This window comes from Arthrobacter sp. OV608 (assembly GCA_900110595.1).
GTDB lineage: Bacteria > Actinomycetota > Actinomycetes > Actinomycetales > Micrococcaceae > Arthrobacter.
Window position 1 is genome coordinate 1 of record FOEZ01000017.1, and the last position, 19,638, is coordinate 19,638.

Annotated in this window: 16 protein-coding genes; 5 read left to right on the top strand and 11 right to left on the bottom strand. The window is 65.1% G+C overall.

Annotated features, from left to right (window positions below):
* Positions 1 to 159 precede the first annotated feature (159 nt).
* Complete coding sequence (locus BMX78_RS17955) at positions 160 to 1,899, top strand: thiamine pyrophosphate-dependent enzyme (protein WP_091422315.1); 1,740 nt, start codon at positions 160 to 162, stop codon at positions 1,897 to 1,899.
* Between the two features lie 110 nt (positions 1,900 to 2,009).
* On the opposite strand, the gene BMX78_RS17960 is transcribed toward BMX78_RS17955, so the two are convergent.
* Positions 2,010 to 3,260 carry an FAD-dependent oxidoreductase gene (locus BMX78_RS17960; RefSeq protein ID WP_091422321.1) on the bottom strand — a complete coding sequence of 417 codons (1,251 nt, stop codon included), beginning with the start codon at positions 3,258 to 3,260 and terminating at the stop codon, positions 2,010 to 2,012.
* The gene (locus BMX78_RS17965; protein WP_091422324.1) at positions 3,253 to 4,584 is read right to left on the bottom strand and encodes an MFS transporter; all 1,332 of its coding nucleotides are present in this window, start codon (positions 4,582 to 4,584) and stop codon (positions 3,253 to 3,255) included. Before BMX78_RS17965 ends, BMX78_RS17960 begins: the two co-directional genes overlap by 8 nt.
* Before the next feature lie 48 nt (positions 4,585 to 4,632).
* On the opposite strand from BMX78_RS17965, the gene BMX78_RS17970 reads away from it, so the two are divergent.
* The 4 genes from BMX78_RS17970 to BMX78_RS17985 all read left to right on the top strand — a co-directional run bounded on the left by BMX78_RS17970 (position 4,633) and on the right by BMX78_RS17985 (position 8,305).
* On the top strand, positions 4,633 to 5,481 hold the full coding sequence (locus BMX78_RS17970) for an IclR family transcriptional regulator (protein WP_211482592.1): 849 nt from the start codon (positions 4,633 to 4,635) through the stop codon (positions 5,479 to 5,481).
* Positions 5,482 to 5,589: 108 nt separating this feature from the next.
* Positions 5,590 to 6,720 (top strand): cupin domain-containing protein, encoded by a 1,131-nt coding sequence (locus BMX78_RS17975; protein WP_091422327.1) that lies wholly within the window; start codon positions 5,590 to 5,592, stop codon positions 6,718 to 6,720.
* Positions 6,720 to 7,556 (top strand): fumarylacetoacetate hydrolase family protein, encoded by an 837-nt coding sequence (locus BMX78_RS17980; RefSeq protein WP_091422329.1) that lies wholly within the window; start codon positions 6,720 to 6,722, stop codon positions 7,554 to 7,556. Before BMX78_RS17975 ends, BMX78_RS17980 begins: the two co-directional genes overlap by 1 nt.
* Positions 7,556 to 8,305 (top strand): maleylpyruvate isomerase family mycothiol-dependent enzyme, encoded by a 750-nt coding sequence (locus tag BMX78_RS17985; protein WP_091422332.1) that lies wholly within the window; start codon positions 7,556 to 7,558, stop codon positions 8,303 to 8,305. Before BMX78_RS17980 ends, BMX78_RS17985 begins: the two co-directional genes overlap by 1 nt.
* Positions 8,306 to 8,380: 75 nt before the next feature.
* Here BMX78_RS17985 and BMX78_RS17990 read toward each other — a convergent pair whose 3' ends face one another.
* From BMX78_RS17990 to BMX78_RS18030, 9 genes are read right to left on the bottom strand one after another with little or no spacing between them, the layout of a single operon-like run.
* Positions 8,381 to 10,651: a gluconokinase, GntK/IdnK-type gene (locus tag BMX78_RS17990; protein WP_091422488.1), complete on the bottom strand. Its 2,271-nt coding sequence runs from the start codon at positions 10,649 to 10,651 to the stop codon at positions 8,381 to 8,383.
* Positions 10,652 to 10,698: 47 nt separating this feature from the next.
* Positions 10,699 to 11,928 carry a D-mannonate dehydratase ManD gene (manD, locus tag BMX78_RS17995; protein WP_091422335.1) on the bottom strand — a complete coding sequence of 410 codons (1,230 nt, stop codon included), beginning with the start codon at positions 11,926 to 11,928 and terminating at the stop codon, positions 10,699 to 10,701.
* Between the two features lie 24 nt (positions 11,929 to 11,952).
* Positions 11,953 to 13,353: a mannitol dehydrogenase family protein gene (locus tag BMX78_RS18000; protein ID WP_286139121.1), complete on the bottom strand. Its 1,401-nt coding sequence runs from the start codon at positions 13,351 to 13,353 to the stop codon at positions 11,953 to 11,955.
* Positions 13,354 to 13,367: 14 nt separating this feature from the next.
* Positions 13,368 to 14,771, bottom strand: coding sequence for a glucuronate isomerase (uxaC, locus tag BMX78_RS18005; protein WP_091422338.1), 1,404 nt, complete (start codon positions 14,769 to 14,771; stop codon positions 13,368 to 13,370).
* Positions 14,772 to 14,775: 4 nt separating this feature from the next.
* Positions 14,776 to 15,681 (bottom strand): sugar phosphate isomerase/epimerase family protein, encoded by a 906-nt coding sequence (locus BMX78_RS18010; protein WP_091422339.1) that lies wholly within the window; start codon positions 15,679 to 15,681, stop codon positions 14,776 to 14,778.
* 4 nt (positions 15,682 to 15,685) lie between these two features.
* A complete protein-coding gene (locus BMX78_RS18015; RefSeq protein ID WP_091422341.1) occupies positions 15,686 to 16,852 on the bottom strand; it encodes a Gfo/Idh/MocA family protein in 1,167 nt (388 codons plus the stop codon).
* Entirely contained in the window at positions 16,849 to 17,697 is an 849-nt protein-coding gene (locus tag BMX78_RS18020; protein ID WP_091422343.1) for a sugar phosphate isomerase/epimerase family protein, read from the bottom strand. Before BMX78_RS18020 ends, BMX78_RS18015 begins: the two co-directional genes overlap by 4 nt.
* A 2-nt stretch (positions 17,698 to 17,699) precedes the next feature.
* Positions 17,700 to 18,623: a carbohydrate ABC transporter permease gene (locus BMX78_RS18025; protein WP_091422345.1), complete on the bottom strand. Its 924-nt coding sequence runs from the start codon at positions 18,621 to 18,623 to the stop codon at positions 17,700 to 17,702.
* Positions 18,620 to 19,633, bottom strand: coding sequence for a carbohydrate ABC transporter permease (locus tag BMX78_RS18030; protein WP_091422348.1), 1,014 nt, complete (start codon positions 19,631 to 19,633; stop codon positions 18,620 to 18,622). The genes BMX78_RS18025 and BMX78_RS18030 overlap by 4 nt, the downstream gene beginning before the upstream one ends.
* Between the last annotated feature and the right edge of the window lie 5 nt (positions 19,634 to 19,638).

The following is a 19,638-nucleotide window of genomic DNA, read 5'->3' on the forward strand; positions in this document are numbered from 1 at the left end:
TGGTACGCCTGCCGCAAACGCATCCACGAAATCGCCGAAACCCGCGAAGGCCACACCGGCCTCTCCCCCGTCATCGCCAACCCACCCGCCGAGACTTTCAGGTAAGCCGGAAGGCTCCACCCACAGGCCATACATAAACCCGAACAACAAAGAAAGACCATGACAACGGAACCCGCAGCAATCCTGACCGCATCACCCACCCGGCCCGCCGCCGTCGAGCCTTCCCGGCAGCACAACCCGCAGGCAAATCCAGCGGAGGCACCACCGGCAACCAAGTCCGCGGGGCACGTTATTGTTGATTCGCTCATCGCCCATGGCGTGGAACGAACGTACGTGGTGCCGGGCGAGAGCTTCCTGGACGTGCTGGACGGCCTGCATGCCTCGGATGTTGAAACCATTGTCTGCCGGCATGAAGGCGGTGCCGCCTATATGGCCGAGGCTGACGGCAAGATGAACCAGCGCCCAGGCGTGGCCATGGTGACGCGGGGGCCGGGCGCTGCCAACGCGCACGTGGGTCTGCACACCGCGTGGCAGGACTCCACTCCCATGCTGTTGTTTGTGGGCCTGATCCCGTTCGCGCACCGGGACCGGGAGGCCTTCCAGGAGTTCGACATCAAGGCCTGGTTTGATACCGGTGCCAAGCGCGTGATGGTGCTTGACCATGCCGAACGGGCGTCCGAGATCGTGGCGGAGGCGATGTTCGCTGCCATGAGCGGGCGGCCCGGCCCGGTGGTGGTGGGCCTGCCGGAGGACATCATCCGCCAGCAGATCGACCCCGCGCTGCATCCAGCGATTCCCGTGGCCGCCGGCGGCATGAGCAGCACGGATGCCACGGCCCTGCGAGCTGCACTGGCGGAATCGCGCAAGCCGTTGTTCGTCACCGGCGGCAATGACTGGACCCAGGAAGCTGCGGACCAGCTGACCGGCTGGCTGGAGCGCCACCAGATCCCGGCAGCGGCCGAGTGGCGGACGCAGGGAACGGTGTCCTTCGATTCGCCGTCCTACGTAGGCCCCATCGGCTACGGCCGGCCCCGCCCCACCTATGACCTGCTGGAGGAAACGGACCTGCTGGTTTTTGTGGGGACGGTGCCGGGGGATGTCATCACGGACGGGTTCGTCTGCCGCCAGGACTGGAACAAAAAGAACTTCCTGGTGACCGTGGACCCGTCGCTCCGCGGGCGTTCGGGTCCGGTGTCCCGGCAGATCCTCTCCAAGCCGGAGGCCTTTGTGCAGGACCTGGCCGTCATTGACCTGCCGGTGAAGGAAGAGTGGAAGGCGTGGACGGAGCGGATGCGGGGCGAACAGGAGCACTTCGCCGCGCTGCCCCCAGCCGCACCGTCAGCGGGACAGGCCAAAATGGACACCCTGATGGCGAACCTTGTGCCCAGGCTGCCCGAGGATGCCATGGTGACCTTCGGCGCAGGCGAACACACCAACTGGGCCCACCGCTACTTTCCCACCCGCCGATATGCGTCCATGATCAGCGCCCGCAACGGCTCCATGGGGTACTCCGTGCCGTCGGCCATTGCGGCATCGCTGGCAGACCCGGCACGCCGGGTGGTCACCATCGCCGGGGACGGTGAGTTCCTGATGAACGGCCAGGAGCTGGCCACCGCGGCCCAGTACGGCGCCACTCCCCTGGTGGTGGTCATGGACAACCAGGAATACGGCACCATCCGCACCCACCAGGAGCGGCACTATCCGCAACGCGTCTCCGGCACCCAGCTGCAGAACCCCGACTTCGCTCTGATGGCCAAGGCCTTCGGCGGTTTTGGGATCACGGTCACCGAGGACAAGGACATTCCGGCCGCCCTTGATGCAGCATTCGCCGCCATTGACCAGGTCGGCGTCTTCGCCCTGATCCACCTCATCGTCGAACAGCGCGTGAAGGCGTACTGAGCGAAGCCCGCGCGCAGCAGCCGCGCGGACTCAGCGTTGCCCTGACAAACAGCAGCGGACGACGGCGGGAGCCACCCGCCGTCGTCCGCTGCCGTTATTGAGGTAACTAGCTACGCGGACACGCTTTCGGTAATCCGCTTCGGTGTAACGACGGGGACGCCGTCGCCGTCCTGCCCGTACAGCCAGTCGTTGTACTGGAAGTTGTTGTCCTTGCGGCTCTTGAACAGCAGGTTCCGCAAGGTCCGGGCGAGGCCTGAAACGTGCCACGACTCGCCCCATACACGGGCGGTGCGCTGGACGCGGGCAGTGCGGCCGGCGCGGACGCCGTTGAACGCCCGGATGGCCTCGTCCCATGCCTCGGGCTTGATCCCGTCGGCAGTGAACACAGTCCCGATCGAAGAGTCCTGCAGCACGGCAGCGTCCTCCAGGGCCTGGCAGGCACCCTGGGCCAGGTATTGCAGCATGGGGTGCGCGGCGTCGCCCATCAGCACCATCCGGCCGGCCACCCAGTTTTCGATGGGGTCGCGGTCGTACATGGGCCAGCGGATGCCGGTGGCCAGGTTCTTCAGCGCCTCCTGGACCGCGGGAACGCAGTCCTTGTACGCAGCCTCGAGCTCATCCACTCCGCCGTACTGCTCTTCGCCGCGTTCAAAGGACGCGGACTTGAAGACGGCCACGGTGTTGAGCAGTTCGCCCTTGCGCAGCGGGTACTGCACCAGGTGGCAGTCCGGGCCGAGGTAGACAATAACGTCCTCGAGGTCCGCTTTGGGTGTGTTTTCGGTGATGGGAACGGTGCCGCGGTAGGCCACGTAGGCGGACGAAACAGGCTCGTCGATGGCCACGAGCGGGCGGAGGGTGGACTTGAGTCCGTCAGCCCCGATCACCACGTCCGCCTCGTAGTCCACGCCGGCGGCGGTGTGTGCCACGCCGCGGCCATTGACGGTTTCCACGCTTTCGACCATGACGTCGTTGACGAGCTTGACCCCGGCGGCTTCACAGCCTTCGAGCAGGACGCGGTGCAGGTCGCTGCGGTGGATCACCACGTAGGGTGCGCCGTAGCGCTCCGCGAACTCCCCGCCGAGCGTCTGGCGGGTAAGTTCCTCGCCGGTGACGGCGTCACGGAACACCAGGTGCTTGGGCTGCACGCCGATTTCCAGCGCCTTTTCCAGCAGGCCCCAGCGCTTCAGCACGCGGGAGGCATTGGGGGCCATCTGCAGGCCCGCACCCACCTCGCCGAATTCGGGCGCCCTTTCAACGAGGGTCACGTTGGCGCCGTTCTCGCGCAGTGCGAGGGCTCCGGCCAGTCCGGCCATGCCCCCTCCGATCACCAGGACATCGGTGGACGTGGCGTGCTCAGACATTACTTGCTCCTGTGGTTGTTGGGTTTTTGGATTTCAGGTGAAGGCCGACGGCGGTCAGCAGCACAGCTGCGATGGCGGCAGCGCCGGCGAACGCGAGGAAGTTCGAGTTGACTCCCAGCCCCGCGGCCAGCAGCAGGCCTCCGGCCTGCGGTGCGGCGACGGCGCCGATCCGGCCCGTGCCCAGCGCCCAGCCCAGCGCGGTGCCGCGCAGGTGGGCAGGATAGTGGTTGGCAACGGCGGCGATGATGAGGCACTGTGTGCCGTGGGTTCCGACGCCGGCGAGCACCAGCATGAGGTACACCACCGTTACTGGAGGTCCCGTCACCAGGACCACCAACGCACCGGCTGCCACGGCGGCAGCGGCGATAGCGGTGGGTACGGGGCCAAAACGCGTGCCGGCCCAGGCCGTGATGACCGAACCGGCCACCGCGCCGAGGTTCAGTGCCAGCGCGAAGGTCAGCGCCGAGCCCAGGTTGTAGCCCGCCAGCTGCATTAGGTTGGGCAGCCAGGTGCCCAGGCCGTACCAGGCGAATAGTGTGGCGATGGTGGCAACCGCGAAGAGCATGCTGATGCCGAGGTACGGGGCGCGGAGCAGCGAGGAGAACCCTGCGCCGGGCTTGGTGCCGGCCTTGGTGTCGGCCGCGACCTTGACGTTCCGGGTGTCCTGTTCCGAACCCAGCGTTTCCGGAAGGAATTTCAGTCCGAGCGGCACCACGATCACGAGTGCCAGCACGGCCACCAGGAACATGGACTGCCAGCCGAAGGCCGGGATCAGCTGGATACCCACGAGGGCGGCGATCGAGCCGCCAATCGGGACACCGGACATCATCAGGGTGGCAATGGTGGACCGCCATTTGGTGGGGACCAGTTCGGCCACGAGGGCGTTCGCGGAGGGCACCAGCCCGCCGAGCCCGATTCCGGCGAGCAGCCGCAGGACGCCGAAGATGGCGGCGTTGGGGGCGAAGGCGCAAAAGACGGTGAAGACGGAAAAGACCACGGCGCAGCCAAGGATGGTGCGGCGGCGGCCCCACGAGTCGGCCATCCGGCCGGCGAAGATCGCGCCGATCATCATGCCCAGGAACGCCATCGACCCGATGGTTCCGGCCGTGGCCTTGGTGAGGCCCCAACCGGTTTCCGAAATCAGGGAGGACTGGACCGTGCCGTAGACAATGAGGTCATAGCCATCAAAGACCACCAGCAGCCAACAGACCAGGACGGCCAGGACGGATGCCTTGGGGAACCGGGCTTGCCTGTCAGCGGACGATGGGCCGGGAGCCCCCGGCGTTGACCGTTGCGTCGCTGCAGCGGGAAGTGTGTGATTCATCCCACTACTGTCATGGCCACTGGAGATGAACCACAATACAATTCTGATGTGCAGAAAAGCTCCGCCCCTTCTCCCGGCGCAAGGCCAGGGCGGAAGCCTGCCCAGAAAAAGCCGGTACAGAAGCGTCCCACGTACTCCATCGAGGCAGTGGACAACGCGCTTCAGCTGCTACAACTCCTGCGCGACGGCGGAACCCTGCGGCTGAAGGATGCAGCCGTGGAACTGGGGGTTGCGCCGTCCACGGCCCACCGGCTCCTGGCCATGCTGGTCTACCGGGGCTTTGCGGTGCAGGATGAAACCCGGCGCTATGTTCCGGGCCCTGCCATGGGGGTGGGTCCGGCAGGACTGAGCTGGACGCGGCTGCTGCGTTCGCTGGCCCAGCCGCACATGGAGCTGCTCTCGGCGCAGTTGAACGAGACCGTGAATCTCATGGTGCGGGTGGGCACCAAGGTGCGGTTCCTCGCCACCGTCGAGGGAAGCAATGTGCTCCGGGTCGGCGACCGGCAGGGGACGGTGCTGCCTGCCAACAAAACCTCCGGCGGCAAGGCGATTCTTGCGGAGCTTGATCCGCCCATGATCCAGCAGCTGTTCCGCAGCAACAATGCCGAGATCAGCGGCGACACCATCGCGGAGGAGGATTTTCCGGCCTTCCTGCGGGAGCTGGATTCGGTCCGCAGCAACGGCTTTGCCGCCAATTTTGAAGGCACTGAAGATGGCGTGAGCGCGTTGGGCATGGCGCTGCACAACCGGCACGGCAATGTGGTGGGGGCGATCAGCGTCGCCACCCCTGCCACACGGTTCCGCGCAGTGTTCGACGGCGGACTGGTCGCCGCCCTGCGCGAGACCTGCAGGCAGCTGGAGATCGACATCGCAGCCAACCCGGCTGAGCCAGATTAGTCGCCTTCGCCCTAATTCTGTAGAGCAGAATATGCTCGTTATCACATGCACTTCCTCCGTAGGGTCGAACTACGCCAAAACTGTTCGGACCTATCGAGGAGGCCTTTCGTGTCCATCAGCGCCGAAAACGTGACTCATGAATCAGTGGCCGCCAGCCACGCCCTGCCGGAGCCCACCACGGAGGAGGCTGCGCAGCTGGAGCAGCTGTACCAGGACTTCGATAAGGAGAACCTGATTCCGCTGTGGACAGAGATCGGTGACCTGATGCCGATGGTCCCGAGCCCCAAAGCCGTCCCGCACGTGTGGCGCTGGAACGACCTGTACCCGCTGGCTGCCCGTGCCGGGGACCTGGTTCCCGTAGGCCGCGGCGGGGAACGGCGGGCCATTGCCCTGGCCAACCCCGGCCTGGCCGGCACTCCGTACGCAACCCCCACGTTGTGGGCGGCCATCCAGTACCTGGGCGGCCGGGAAACAGCGCCGGAGCACCGCCACTCCCAGAACGCATTCCGCTTCGTGGTGGAGGGTGAAGGCGTGTGGACCGTGGTGAACGGTGACCCGGTGCGGATGTCCCGCGGCGACTTCCTGCTCACCCCGGGCTGGAACTTCCACGGCCACCACAACGACACCGATGAGCCGATGGCCTGGATTGACGGCCTGGACATCCCTTTCGTGCATTACGCCGACGCCGGCTTCTTCGAGTTCGGCACCGAACGCGTCACCGACGAGGCCACCCCGGACATCTCCCGCTCCGAGCGGCTCTGGGCCCACCCCGGCCTGCGCCCGCTCTCCGGCCTGGATGACACCACCAGCTCCCCGATCGCAGCGTACCGGTGGAAGTACACGGACGCAGCCCTCCGCGAGCAACTGCTGTTGGAGGACGAGGGCCACCCGGCCACCGTCTCGCAGGGCCACGCAGCCGTCCGGTTCACCAACCCCACCACCGGCGGGGACGTGATGCCCACCATCCGGGCCGAGTTCCACCGCCTCCGCGCCGGTGCCGCCACGGACACAGTCCATGAGGTGGGCTCCAGCGTCTGGCAGGTCTTCGAAGGCACCGGCTCGGTGGTCCTGAACGGCGAAACGAAGCAACTGGCCAAGGGCGACCTGTTCGTGGTTCCGTCCTGGGCTGCCTGGTCACTGCACGCCGATACCGAGTTTGATCTTTTCCGCTTCAGCGACGCCCCGATTTTCGAGCGCCTGAGCTTCAACCGCACCTACATCGAAGGACGCACCAAGTAATGAAACTCCTTACCCTCCGCCTCGCCAACGGCAGCGAAACACGCACGACGGCGGTGCGCCAGGACGGCGACACCCTCACCGAGATTCCCGGGTTCGCCGATGTCGGCGCCCTGCTGCAGGATCCAGCCTGGGAAGCCATCGCCGCGGCGGCCAGCGGCACAACGCATGCCCTTGACGGCGCCGACCTTGCCGCCGTCGTGCCTTCCCCCGGCAAGATCATCTGCGTGGGCCACAACTACCGCAACCACATCAAGGAGATGGGCCGGGAAGTCCCGGAGTACCCCACCCTGTTCGCCAAGTACGCCGAATCCCTGATCGGCCCCAACGACGACCTGGCCGTGCCGCAGGAATCGGACACCGTGGACTGGGAAGCCGAACTCGCCGTCGTCATCGGCAAGACCGGCCGCCGCATCGCCGAGGCGGACGCCGCGGACCACATCGCCGGTTATGCCGTCCTGAACGACGTGTCCATGCGTGATTACCAGTTCCGCACCATCCAGTGGCTGCAGGGCAAGACCTGGGAGAAGTCCACCCCATTCGGCCCCGCCCTGGTCACTAAGGACGAGTTCACCCCCGGCCCGCTGATGACCTCCGCCGTGGACGGTGACGTCCAGCAGTCCACCCCCACCTCGGACGTGGTGTTCACCCCGGAGTTCCTCGTCTCCTACATCTCCACCATCATCACGCTGAACCCGGGCGACGTGATCGCCACCGGCACCCCGGGCGGCGTGGGCCACGCCCAGGACCCCAAGCGGTACCTGCAGGAGGGCCAGGTCCTGGTGACGACCATCGAGGGCCTGGGCCAGCTGAAGAACCGCGTTATCAAGGAAGCCTGATGGCTGCCCGCCACGACCAGGCCACCGACCCGGTGCTCCTGCAGTCCCTGCTGCAGGCGCGCCGGGGCACGGCGTTCTTCGCCCGCAAGCTCAACGAGCTTTCCGACGCGGAGCTCGACGGCGGCAGCCTCCTTCCCGGCTGGACCCGCCGGCACGTTGTGGCACACGTGGGCTACAACGCCCGCGCGATAGCGAGGCTGGTCGAATGGGCGGCCACCGGTGTGGAGACCCCGATGTACTCCTCACCTGAGGCGCGCAACCACGAGATCGAGTTCGGCGCCACCCTCTCCCCGATCGCCTTGCGGCATCTCTTCGACCACTCCGCCGTGCACCTGAACGTCGAATGGCGCGACCTGCCCGCTGACGCGTGGCGCCACTTGGTCAAAACCGCCCAGGGCCGGGTTGTTCCGGCAGAGGAAACTGTCTGGATGCGCACCCGCGAGGTCTGGCTCCACGCGGTCGACCTGGACAACGGTGCCACTTTCAGTGACATCCCGGTGCCCGTCCTGGAACGGCTCCTCGGGGACATCACGGGCGCCTGGCACACCCGCGGCACCGATACCGGGCTGGTGGTCCGGATGGAGGGCACTGCCGTGGCGTTCGGCGACACAAGTGCAGCGAACCCGACGATCATCACCGGGCCGCTGGCCGCCGTCGTCCAGTGGGCAGCGGGCAGAGGCTCAGGCGGTGTGACAGTGGAAGGCTCCGGCGCCAACGGTGCGGTCCCGGCTGCCCCACAGTGGATCTGAACCACAAGCGCATAACAATGGCGGCCAGCGAGATTCGCTGGCCGCCATTGTTATGCCTGGTGGAAGGAATTCCGCCTACAGCCGGGTGTCGAACGAGCCGCAGAACACGTTGTCGTTGTACGTGCCCTGGAACCGGGACTTGCCCTGGATCTTGTCGATGGTGGCCCGGATGGCTTCCCGGGATCCGGCGTGGGCGTGGATCGCGGTCTTGACCATGGGGACGTCAATCAGGTGGTTGGGCTGGTTGAGCGAGACAAACACCGCGGGCACCTCGGTGACGTACCACGGGATTTCCGCGGCCATGGGCGAGGACCACTTGATCCGGATGGCCGCCTCCTGGGCAAAGCCCTTCACATTGGCGAATACCAACGCGGCATCGTACCTGTCCGCGTAATCGCCGGTGGCTTCCTCGGACAGGACCCTCATGAAGTTCATCCCGGTCTCCCCCGCTGCTTCCCGCTGCTCTGCTGTCTTGAAGACATGCACCTCAAAGCCGGCGGCCTCGAGCTCTTCCTTGACCGTGTCCAGGTAGGCGAGCGGGTCAGCCCGGGTGAAGTCGGCACCGCCGGAAATGCCATAGAGCCGGATCCGCGGATGCGTTTTAGGCGTGATGGGCAGGTTGTTGGCTGTGTCCTTGACCAGGGTGACGGTCTTGTCTGCGATGTCCGCCGCTATGGCGCGGTGCGCTTCGCTGCCAATCACGTCCAGCGCCTCCACAGGGGGCACGAGCTCGGAAACGGGCTTCCGATGCAGCCCCAGGGAAGCCTTCAGCCCAAGGATCCTTCGCAACGCATCGTGCAGGCGCTGTTCTGTGATCACACCGGATTTGAAGCCGTCCAGCATGTACTGGAAATCCTCCGCGGGGTTGCGGAAGAACAGGAACATGTCGCAGCCTGCGGCGATAGTGGCCGGCACCAGGTCCTTGCGCTTCATGGCCTGCGTGAGGCCCACCATCAGCGAGGCGTCCGTCAGCACCAGGCCGTTGAAGCCGAGTTCGCCGCGGAGCAGGTCCTGCAGCAACTCAGGCGCAAGCGTCGCTGGACGGATGTCAGCATCCGCCAGGCCGGGCCGGAAATGCCGGGACAGTTCCGGCGCCCCGATGTGCCCCACCATGATGGACTGCACGCCGTGGCCGATCATCTCGCGGTAAACGTGCCCGTAGGTGCGGTTCCACTCTTTATAGCTGAAGGTGTTGTAGGAGGTGACCACGTGCTGGTCGCGCTCGTCCACGCCGTCGCCCGGGAAGTGCTTCATGGCGCACACCGTGGGCGACTCGCTGATGCCGTCGAAGTACTCCTTGGCCCGCTCCACCACGATCTCCGGGGTGTTGCCGAAGGACCGGGTGGAGATGACCGTGTTCCGCCAGTTGTAGTGGATGTCGACGATCGGGGCGAAGGCCCAGTTGCAGCCCAGCGCCGCAGTTTCCACCCCGGCCACCTGTCCCATCTGGCGGGCTATGCCCTTGTCCAGATGCGAGCCGGCCTGCAGGTGCGTGGACACAAACGTCCCGTCGTCGCAGCTTCCGGCTCCTCCCATTTCCGGGTTGGAAGCCACCAGCAGCGGAACGCGGGTCTTGGACTGCGCATAGCGGATGTGCTCCTGCACCGCGGCCGAGGGCCCGGGCCGGTAGCGCATGCCGCCCACGTGGAAGTTCTCCAGCACGCCGTCGAGGTACTCCGGGGAGTAGTCGTTGTTGTGGTTGATGAACAGCTGGCCGATCTTCTCCTCAAGGCTCATCCCGGCAAGGGTGGACTCCACCCAGGCCACAGCGTCGCCGTCAAGATTAAACGGCGCAGCCTTGAGGTCGACGGCGAACTGCCGCGGGCGGGTGCCTGTGGCACCGGCAGTGCCGGCAACGTCAGCAGGACGTCCGACGGCGGCAATCCCGGCGAGTGCCTCCCGCACCACCTGCTGCACGGGAGAGGCGATGTCGACGACCACCCCGGCTTCGTCAGCGCCGAGCGGTTCCAGCGTGGCGAGCTGGGACTCCAAGAGGGCGGGCGGCATAAAGTGCCCGGTCCGCCCTTCGGTGCGTGCCCGCAAAACCTCTTTGCTGCCGTGCAGGTGCAGGAAGATGGTGTCCGGCGCCTGCGCCCGGATGGCATCACGGTAGCTGCGGCGCAGCGCGGAGCACGCCAGGACCAGGCCGCCGTCGGCCGCGTTGGCCAGCGCGGTGCCCACAGTGGTGAGCCAGGGCCAGCGGTCCTCGTCCGTCAGGGGCGTGCCGGCGGCCATCTTGGCGACGTTCTCCACGGGATGGAGGGAATCGCCGTCCAGGAACGGGACGCCGAGTTCACGGGCGACGAGGTCGCCGATGGTGGTCTTGCCGCAGCCGGACACGCCCATCACGATGATGCGGAGCTTGGGCTTGCCTGTGTCGGGTTGGGGGGTGTTCACCAGTCGTGGACCGTTCCGTCGATGAGGCGGTTGTAGGGCAGGTAGGCCTGCTGGTAGGGGTAGGCGGCCGCGGCTTCTTCGTTGAACTCGACGCCGATGCCGGGGTTATCGCCCGGGTGCAGGTAGCCGTCCACAAACGTCATGGACTGTTCGAAGACCTCGTTGGTCTTGTCCGAGTGCTGCATGTATTCCTGGATGCCGTAGTTATGGATGGCCAGGCCCACGTGCAGCTGCGCGGCGAAGCCCACCGGGGAAATGTCCGTGGGGCCGTGGAAGCCGGACTTGATCTGGTACTGAGCGGCGAAATCCATCACCTTCTTCAACGGGCTGATCCCGCCAAAGTGGGTGGAGGCGGCCCGGACGTAGTCGATCAGCTGTTCCTTGATCAGGGTCTGGTAGTCGTACACCGTGTTGAAGATTTCCCCGATCGCCAGCGGGGTGGTGGTGTGCTGGCGGACCAGGCGCAGGCCTTCCTGGTTCTCGGCCGGGGTGCAGTCCTCCAGCCAGAACAGGTCATACGGCTCCAGCGCCTTGCCCAGCTTGGCGGCCTGGATGGGGGTCATCCGGTGGTGCCCGTCGTGCAACAGCGGGATTTCCGGGCCGAACTCGTTCCGGACCGCCTCAAACACGGTCGGCAGGTGGCGCAGGTAAGCCCGGGTGTCCCAGTCCTCCTCCACCGGGAACGCACCCCGCCCGGCAGGTTCGTAGTCATACCGCTCCCCCGAGGCCTGCGCCTGAGCCGCCACCCCGTAGACCGCCTTGATCCCGGGCACGGCGGTCTGGATCCGGATGGACTTGTACCCAAGCTCCAGGTGCTCCCGGACCGAATCAAACAAAGACGGAAGGTCCGCCCCCGAGGCGTGGCCGTAAGCGCGCAGCCCGTTCCGCGATGCCCCGCCCAGCAACTGGTACACCGGCATGCCCGCCATCTTGCCCTTGATGTCCCACAACGCCATGTCCACCGCCGCGATCGCGGCCATCGTCACCGGGCCCCGGCGCCAGTACGAGGAGCGGTACAGGAACTGCCAGGTGTCCTCGATCCGGTGCGGGTCCTTCCCGATCAGCAGCTGCGCAACGTGCTCCTTCAAGTACGCGGCAACAGCGAGCTCACGGCCGTTCAGGGTGGCATCACCAATACCGGTCACACCATCCTCGGTAGTGATCCGGAGCGTCACGAAATTCCGGGAGGGACTGGTCACAAAGACGTCAGCAGCAACGATTTTCATAGGATTTGGGTGTTCCTTCCGGGTTCAAATATGTGTGGGGGCATCGATGGACGACGCGGTGCCGGCGAGGGTTCCGCAGAGCCCGTGGACAAGGGAAACAATCTGCGGGTCGTCGGCAAGATTCGCGCTGACCAGCCGGAGCAGCGCCTGGACCCTCTCAATGCCGTCCAGTCTGTTCGCCCCGCGGATCTCCGCACTGAGCGGGTCCTGGAAGTCCTGGGCGAAACCTAGGTAATCGATCCAGGCGGCCAGCATCCGCGCACTGCTTCTGCCGGTCCGGCCGTCGGACCGTTCGCCTAAGAGGACGGGAACTGCCCGCATGCGAAGCTTCGTGGTTCCGTCCGCCGCGATCTGGGCAAGGCGGTGGGCTATCCGGGCATTACCGAAGCGCTCCAGCAGTGCCCGCCGGTACTGCGGGATCTCCAGGCCCTCCCCCTGCAGTTGCCTGGCTGCCTCGTCCCAGAATTCCTCTACGGCTTTGCGGCAGAGCGGGTCGGCCAACGCCTCGGCAACGGTGGTGTGGCCGCGGAGCTGCCCGGCATACGCCAGGATCGAGTGGGACCCGTTCAGCAGCCACAGTTTGCGGTTTTCGTAGGGCTCAATGTCATCAACAACGACGGCGCCGGCTTCCTCCCAGCGCGGCCTGCCGGCCGGGAAGTCCCCGCTGAGCACCCAGTTCCGGAAGGGTTCGGCCACGACAGGTGAGCTGTCCCGGTATTGGCAGCGCTCCGCCACTTCCTCGATGTCCGCGTGCCTGGTCCCCGGGGTGATCCGGTCCACCGAGGTGCTGACAAAGCTGACATTGCCCGCGATCCAGTCAGTCAGCTCCTGACCCCAGGCGGCGGCCATACCCAGGACAGCGCGGCGCGCCACGTCCCCGTTGGCCGACAGGTTGTCACAGCTCACGACGGCGAGCGGCCCAGCGTCTGCGTCCTTCCGGCCTGCGAGCGCCAGCACCAGCCGTCCCAGTGGGGTTGAGGGTGTCCCGGTTCCCCCGGCTGCTGCCGCTGCCAACTCACGGAGGTCGCCGGCCGCGGCGGGAGCATCGGCGTCGAAGGTACCATCTGCGGCCAGCCCGTAGGCGGCCTCCGTGATGGTCATGGTGACGATGGCCGTCTCCCTGGCCGAGACCAGTTCGGACAGGCGGCTGATGTTGGCTCCGTCCACCGCCTCGACGATGCTGCCGATGACTTCGAAGCTGTCCCCTCCGGCTGACCGTTCTATCAGGGTATAGAGGCAATCCTGGCCGGATAGTGCTTGGGCGGCATCAGGGCGGCGGCCGGTGAAGGCAGCTATCCCCCAGCCCGCGGCGTCGGATGAATGCTGCGTGTACCAGGCCTGGTGGGACCGGTGAAAGGCACCCAGGCCAAGATGCACGATACGTACCGGTGCCTTGGGCAGCGGTTTCAGGCTGCGGTCCAGCACAGGGGGGACACCATTCACAGTTTGAACACCCGCCGTGGCGATGCATCGACGATGTCCACAATCAGCTCATGGGCGCGCTCTTCGCTGATCCGGTGCTCGGCCACCAGCCGGGCCAGGAAGGAAGCCTCAATTCGCCGGGACGTATCGTGCCGGGCTGGTATGGAACAGAAGGCGCGCGTGTCATCAATGAATCCTGAGGACCGGGAGAAACCAGCCGTTTCCGTCACCGCGGAACGGAAACGCAGCATTGCGTCGGGTGCGTCAAGGAACCACCACGGGGCACCGATGTACACGGAAGGGTAGAAACCAGCAAGCGGTGCCAGCTCACGCGAGAAGACGGTTTCGTCCAGCGTGAACAGCACGAGGTGGAAGTCCTTGGCCGTGCCAAAGTCCTGCAACAGCGGACGGATGGCCTCGGTGTAGTTCACGGCGAATGGAATGTCATGGCCCGTATCGGCGCCAAAGGCGTCAAATGTAGGGCCGTGGTGGTTTCGGTACGAGCCCGGGTGGATGGTCATGACCAGCCCGTCCTCTACGGACATCCGGGCCATTTGATAAATCATGTGGGCCTCGAAGGCATCCCGCTCCTTCGGGCCCGCCTGGCCGGCCCTGCCCCGCTCGAAAAGCCGCTCCGCCTCGGCGTCGTCCAGTTTGAGGGTGGCGGGAGTGAACACGCCGTGGTCCGCTGAAACTGCTCCGCGCTCAACAAAGTGTCGCCTGCGTGCCTCGAGCGCCCGGATATATCCCGCGTAACCGGAAGCACCCCCGCCGGCCACAGCAATGAGCCGTTCCACGTTGCCCTGCCAGGCCGGGTGGGCCATGTTGAGGTACTGGTCCGGCCGAAAGGTGGGCAGCACCCGGCCCGGAAATGCGGGGTCTGCCTGCAGAGCGGCATGGCTGTCCAGCGAGTCCAGGGGATCGTCCGTGGTGGCGAGCACCTCTATGTTGAACTCCTTGAACAGTTGCCGCGGCCGGAATCCAGGCTCTTCAAGCTTGGATGCGAGCGCGTCGTAGAGCCTGTCGGCGTTCTCCGCCGTGGGCTCTTCGTGCAGACCGAACACATGCTCGAACTCCTGGCGGATCCAATACCCGGAAGCCGTGCCCTCGAAGGCGGGCCATGCGGCACAGAAGTTGCGCCAGACCTCACGGGAGCCGGCCGGTGAAGCACCAAGGCCCAACCGGTCCATGGGAACACCGCCTGCGTGGATCAGACGGGTCACGTAGTGGTCGGGGGTGACCAGGAGGGCGGCAGGATCGGGAAACGGCAGGTTCTGCTCGATGACCCCGGCATCTACATGTCCATGCGGCGAGATGATCGGCAGGCCCGCTACCCGGCTGTACAGGGAACGGGCGATCTCCCGGACTGCCGGCTCTGCCGGCAGGAGCCGGTCGGGATGTGCTGCTATTGAAGGTGCCATGGCCTTACCGGGCCCCGGCACTTGCGGTGAGGCCGGCGAGGGCAGCCGTGCGGCGCAGGTAGTCAAGGTTGCCGGCAGTGCGTTCGGCCAAAGGAAGTTCCGTAGAGAAGTCTTCCACCGTAACCCAGCCGTCGTAGCCATGGGCCGCCAACGCCTTGAAGTATTCCAGCACGCTCCCCTGCCCTGACTGCAGGGGTGCCCACTCGTTGCGGAAAACGACCGCACCGGACTCATCCGTCTCGTCGGCGCGGACCCATACGGCGTTTTTGACATGGATATGCGCCAGGTACTCTCCCAGCAGTTCGAAAGCGGGGAGATAGTCTTCCTGGCCCTCGATCAGCAGGTTGCCAAGGTCGTGAATGACCCCCACGTGCCGGGGATCCAGGCCCTCCAGCAGGCGCCGGGCAGAGGAAGCGGACGCCGTAATGGTCCGATGATGCAGTTCCACCAGTGCTTTCACGCCATGGTGGGCCGCCCGTTCCGCCACCCATTCGAAGTCCCGCCGGGCGGCTTCGAACAAGTCGGGGTAAGGAATACCGCTGGGCTGTTCGCCTCCCCATTCCGCCGTTCCCAACGGAAGGGTGGTGACGCGGACCTGGCCCGCGCCCAAGGCTGCGGTAGCCCCGAGCATCCGTTCGACGTCGTTGTGGTTGTCACACCGGGCGTATCCTCCGATGCCGGACATCTGGAGGCCTGCTTCCCGGGTGATGGTGGCTACTCTTTGCAGGTTGTCTTCAAGGCCGGACAGCGGAATGGTCGCCTTGTTGCCGGCCCAGAAACCGGGTTCGGCCGTCTCAGCCTGGTCGGTGATGCGCCATTCGATGCCGTCCCAGCCCTGGGCCGCAAGATGGTTTACGGCTTCTTCGGGAGTCCAGTCAGGCGTGGACGCGGTGAACACTGAAAATTTCATGGCTTCAGGCGCTTTCTGTCGAAGTATTGCCCGTGCGGACTTCGAGGTCGTTGTACTTGCCGGCCAGGACGTCGTCGAAAAGTACCGCCTGGTTAAGCGTCGCTGACACGTAGACGGCGCGTACCGTTGCGAGGGCATTGACGGCGTCGCTCACGGTGACGCCGGGCTGCCTGCCTTCGGTGATGGCAGCGATAATGTCGCGGTACTGGCGTACGTGCCCCGCGGGATACACGGTGGGATCCTTGGCCTCGTATTCTTCGGCCGGATACTTTGCCAGTTCTTCCTGGGCCTGGTTTCCCCCGCCCTGCAGCCCCATGTCGGCGGACGCTCCGCCGGCATCCTTGGTATGAAAGTAGTGAAGCTGGTCATTGTCCACCACCGCGGACCCTTCCGAGCCCATCAGCTGGACCCGGACGGTCAGGCCTGGGTAGGCCGCCGTCGTGGCGTGCAGCACGGCCAGGCCGCCGTTCTCGAAAGTTACGGTGGCTACGGCGGTGTCCTCCACCTCGATACGTTCGTGCGCCAGGCGTGCTGTGTGGGCGTGGATCTCCACCGGCCGGCCCATGAACCACAGCAGCAGGTCAACCGTGTGGACGCCCTGGTTCATCAAGGCCCCGCCGCCGTCCATTGACCAGGTACCGCGCCAGTCACCGGAATCGTAGTAACCCTGGCTGCGCCACCACGCCACTGAAGCGATGGCCGAGGTCAGACGGCCGAATCGTCCCTTGGCAACAGCATCGGCAACAGCAACGCTGGATTGGTCGAACCGGTGCTGGCTGATCACGGAGGCGACGATGCCACGCCGTGCGGCCTCATTGGCGGCCGCCTCGATTTCCTGGGCCCGGTTCAGGTCCACGTCCAAGGGCTTTTCGATAACCACGTGCTTGCCGGCGGCGAGGACCTCAAGGCCCTGCTGGATGTGCAGTCCGCTGGGGGTGGCCAACGCCACTAGGTCGATCCCGGTTGCGGCGAAGGCCTCCTCGAGGGTGGCGTGCACAGAAGGCCTCGGACGGCCGCTCTTTTGGATGAAGTCAGCAAGGGACTCGGCGGCGTCGGGGACCGCGTCCACGAGCGCCACGATGCTGGCTTCGGGAAACTCCTGCAGGGCTGCTGCGTGGGTTCGTCCGATGACGCCGCAACCGGTGATTGCGACCTTCAATGTCTCACTCATACCGTCTGGACTCCTGCTTCTGATGTGACTTTTGCGAAGGCGCGGGCAGCAATGCCAAATGCTGTGGGGCCGGAGAATCCGCCCAGGCCGTGGGCGCCGGCAAGGTGGGGTTCCAAGGAAGCGAAGCCGTCGAAACCGTCCGCTTTGAGTGCTTCCACCGTGCGCAGCACGTCGCCGTCGCCTTCCCCTGCCGGGACGACATGTCCGTTGGAGAAAAGGGCATCCTTGACCTGCAGGTACTCCAGGTGCGGGCGCAGCTTTTCATAGGCCTCATCAAACGGTTTGACGCCTACCTGCACGAAGTTGGCTGCATCCCATGCCACCTTCAGCGCCGGTGAATTTACGCTTTCAATGATGTCCAGCACGCGGTCCGGGACATCCCCGAAAATATCCTTCTCGTTCTCGTGCAGCAGGACCACACCTGCCTCCTCGGCGACAGCAGCGAGCGCACGCATGCGCTCGATCACGGCCTCGCGGATGCTTTCGACCGGGACGGTTTCACCGTAGTAGAAGGAGAAGATGCGGATGTACTTTGCGCCCAGGACCTTTGCGGCCTTGACGGCACGGTGCAGGCGATCCACTTCGTGCTCTACTGGCAGGCTGACATCCACTTTCCCAATTGGAGAGGCGATCGCAGACACTTTCATGTCCTTCGCGGCCAATAGTGACGCCAGGGACTGCAACTGCTCATCGCTGAGGTCCACGATGTTCGTGCCCCATGCGCTTCGAACCTCGATGTGGTTGGCACCGAGCGCCTGCAGCACCGCGATCTGGACAGCGGGGTCGTCGTCAATTTCATCGCCGAATCCGGACAGGGCCCAGGAGGCCTGGGGGGCTGAAACCATGCTTACTTAACTCCTCCGGCGGTGAGCCCGCCAACTAGATAACGCTGGAAAATCAGGTAGAGAATGACCACTGGAGCGGCGCATACGAGTGCCGCCGCCATCATCTGGCCATAGAACGGGATGGCGCCGCCCTCCTGTGACGCACCGAAGATCTGGAGTGCTACGGCGGCCGTCTGGCTTTCCGGCCTGGTCATCACGGATGCGAACAGGACATCGTTCCAGCCGAGCAGGAAAGCGAAAATTCCGGAAACCACAATCCCGGGCCAACTCAGGGGCAGGATGATCTTGAACAGGACACCGAGATTGCTGGCGCCGTCGATCTTGGCCGCTTCCTCAAGTTCCTTGGGAAGCCCGCGCAGGTAGGTGACCATGACCCACGTGGAGAACGGCATGGCGAACGTCAGGTACGTGACGAACAGTCCCCACTGGGTTCCGATGACCTGAATGCCCAAATATGTTGAGGCCGAGGAGAACAGCACGAACACGGGAAGCACCATCAGGGTGCCCGGCACTGACTGGAGTGCAAGAAGCCCGCGGAGGATGGTCAGGCGGCCCCGGAAGCTGTATCGGACCAGGACGAATGCGGTCGAAACCGACAAAGCTGCCGAGACAACCGCTGTTGCTCCTGCAACCAGCACGCTGTTGGCAAGTCCTGTTGCCAGTCCCACGCTGGTCCAGATCTTCGAATAGTTATCGAGGCTGAAGCTGGAGGGCCAGAATTCGCCGTTCGCCACGCCGATATCCGAGTTCACCGATGCCAGGAAGATGTAAAGCACGGGGATCAGCACCAAGGCTCCGAGGAACAAGAGGATGATCGTGAGCAAGGGGCCCGGGAGCAACCGCAGGACTTCGTGCTGGCGCTTTGAACCTGGACGCGGAATGTCCGTGGTGCCCGGACTCCGCCGGGTGGCAGTGGAGGTGCTCATTTCTTGGCTCCAGGTGACTCGGCGTCGTCGAGCTTGACGGCCCGGAGGTAGACGAACAGCGGGATGGCGATCAATACCAGGGAGATAAAGGCCATCGCCGCGCTCAGCCCGAACCGGAAGCTCTGGAAACTGGTGACGTAGGTGAGGATGGGAAGGACTTCCACATCAGCCGGCGCCGGGACACCGAACAGGACAAAGGGAAGCGTGAAGTTGTTGATGTGGTGCAGCATGCCAATCAGAAAGGCGAGCGACAGTGGGCCCTTCAGGTACGGGAACACCACGTACCTGAGCTTGTTCCACCACAGGGCGCCATCAAGTGCCGAAGCCTCGTGCACCTCATGGTCCACAGCCTGCAGTCCTGAGAGCGCCAGCAAGTAGATGAACGGCCACGATGCCCAGATCTGCACCAGCACCAGCGTCCAGAACGTCTGTGGTCCGTTCAGCCACAGGCCGACGTCAATCCCCACCGTTCCGAGGGCCTTGTCCACGATGCCGTCCGGCTGGAGCATGGTGCGCCATACCGTGGCCACTACGAAGGAAGGCAGGACATACGGAATCAGGAAGATTGACCTGATGACGGCGCGTCCTTTGAAGGCGTTCTGGGTTGCTACGGCGGCAGCGATGCCAAGCGGCAGCGTCACCACCATAGCGAGCAGTGAGTAGCTGACACTCAGCCAGACAGAGTGCAGAAGCGGAGAACTGGTCATTGCCTCAACGAAGTTTTCGACTCCGATGAACGGCGCGGAGACCCATTTCCGCAGCGTGTACTGGTCCAGGTTGAGGGTGGACATGAAGATGCCCAGCAGGAGGGGCACGACGATGATAATGATCATCAGCACCCCGCCGGGGATAAGCATCCAGAGCGGCCGGTTACGTTCGCTCAGGCCCTTGCGGCGCGGGCTGCTCGGCCCGCTGGGCTCTTGGCTGGAAGCATCAGCGGCAGAGTGTGCCGCCCGGCTTGCGGCGGACTCCGCCGCAAGCCGGACTTCGTTGGAGGCGTCGGTTGACATCAGAA

Coding starts and splice junctions, on each gene's coding strand:
- BMX78_RS18020 (WP_091422343.1), bottom strand. CDS start 17,697: ATGGTTTCAGCCCCCCAGGCCTCCTGGGCCCTGTCCGGATTCGGCGAT.
- BMX78_RS17985 (WP_091422332.1), top strand. CDS start 7,556: ATGGCTGCCCGCCACGACCAGGCCACCGACCCGGTGCTCCTGCAGTCC.
- manD (WP_091422335.1), bottom strand. CDS start 11,928: ATGAAAATCGTTGCTGCTGACGTCTTTGTGACCAGTCCCTCCCGGAAT.
- BMX78_RS18015 (WP_091422341.1), bottom strand. CDS start 16,852: ATGAGTGAGACATTGAAGGTCGCAATCACCGGTTGCGGCGTCATCGGA.
- BMX78_RS18030 (WP_091422348.1), bottom strand. CDS start 19,633: ATGTCAACCGACGCCTCCAACGAAGTCCGGCTTGCGGCGGAGTCCGCC.
- BMX78_RS18025 (WP_091422345.1), bottom strand. CDS start 18,623: ATGAGCACCTCCACTGCCACCCGGCGGAGTCCGGGCACCACGGACATT.
- BMX78_RS17990 (WP_091422488.1), bottom strand. CDS start 10,651: ATGGGCGTGTCCGGCTGCGGCAAGACCACCATCGGCGACCTCGTCGCC.
- BMX78_RS17955 (WP_091422315.1), top strand. CDS start 160: ATGACAACGGAACCCGCAGCAATCCTGACCGCATCACCCACCCGGCCC.
- BMX78_RS17965 (WP_091422324.1), bottom strand. CDS start 4,584: ATGAATCACACACTTCCCGCTGCAGCGACGCAACGGTCAACGCCGGGG.
- uxaC (WP_091422338.1), bottom strand. CDS start 14,771: ATGGCACCTTCAATAGCAGCACATCCCGACCGGCTCCTGCCGGCAGAG.
- BMX78_RS17980 (WP_091422329.1), top strand. CDS start 6,720: ATGAAACTCCTTACCCTCCGCCTCGCCAACGGCAGCGAAACACGCACG.
- BMX78_RS17960 (WP_091422321.1), bottom strand. CDS start 3,260: ATGTCTGAGCACGCCACGTCCACCGATGTCCTGGTGATCGGAGGGGGC.
- BMX78_RS18010 (WP_091422339.1), bottom strand. CDS start 15,681: ATGAAATTTTCAGTGTTCACCGCGTCCACGCCTGACTGGACTCCCGAA.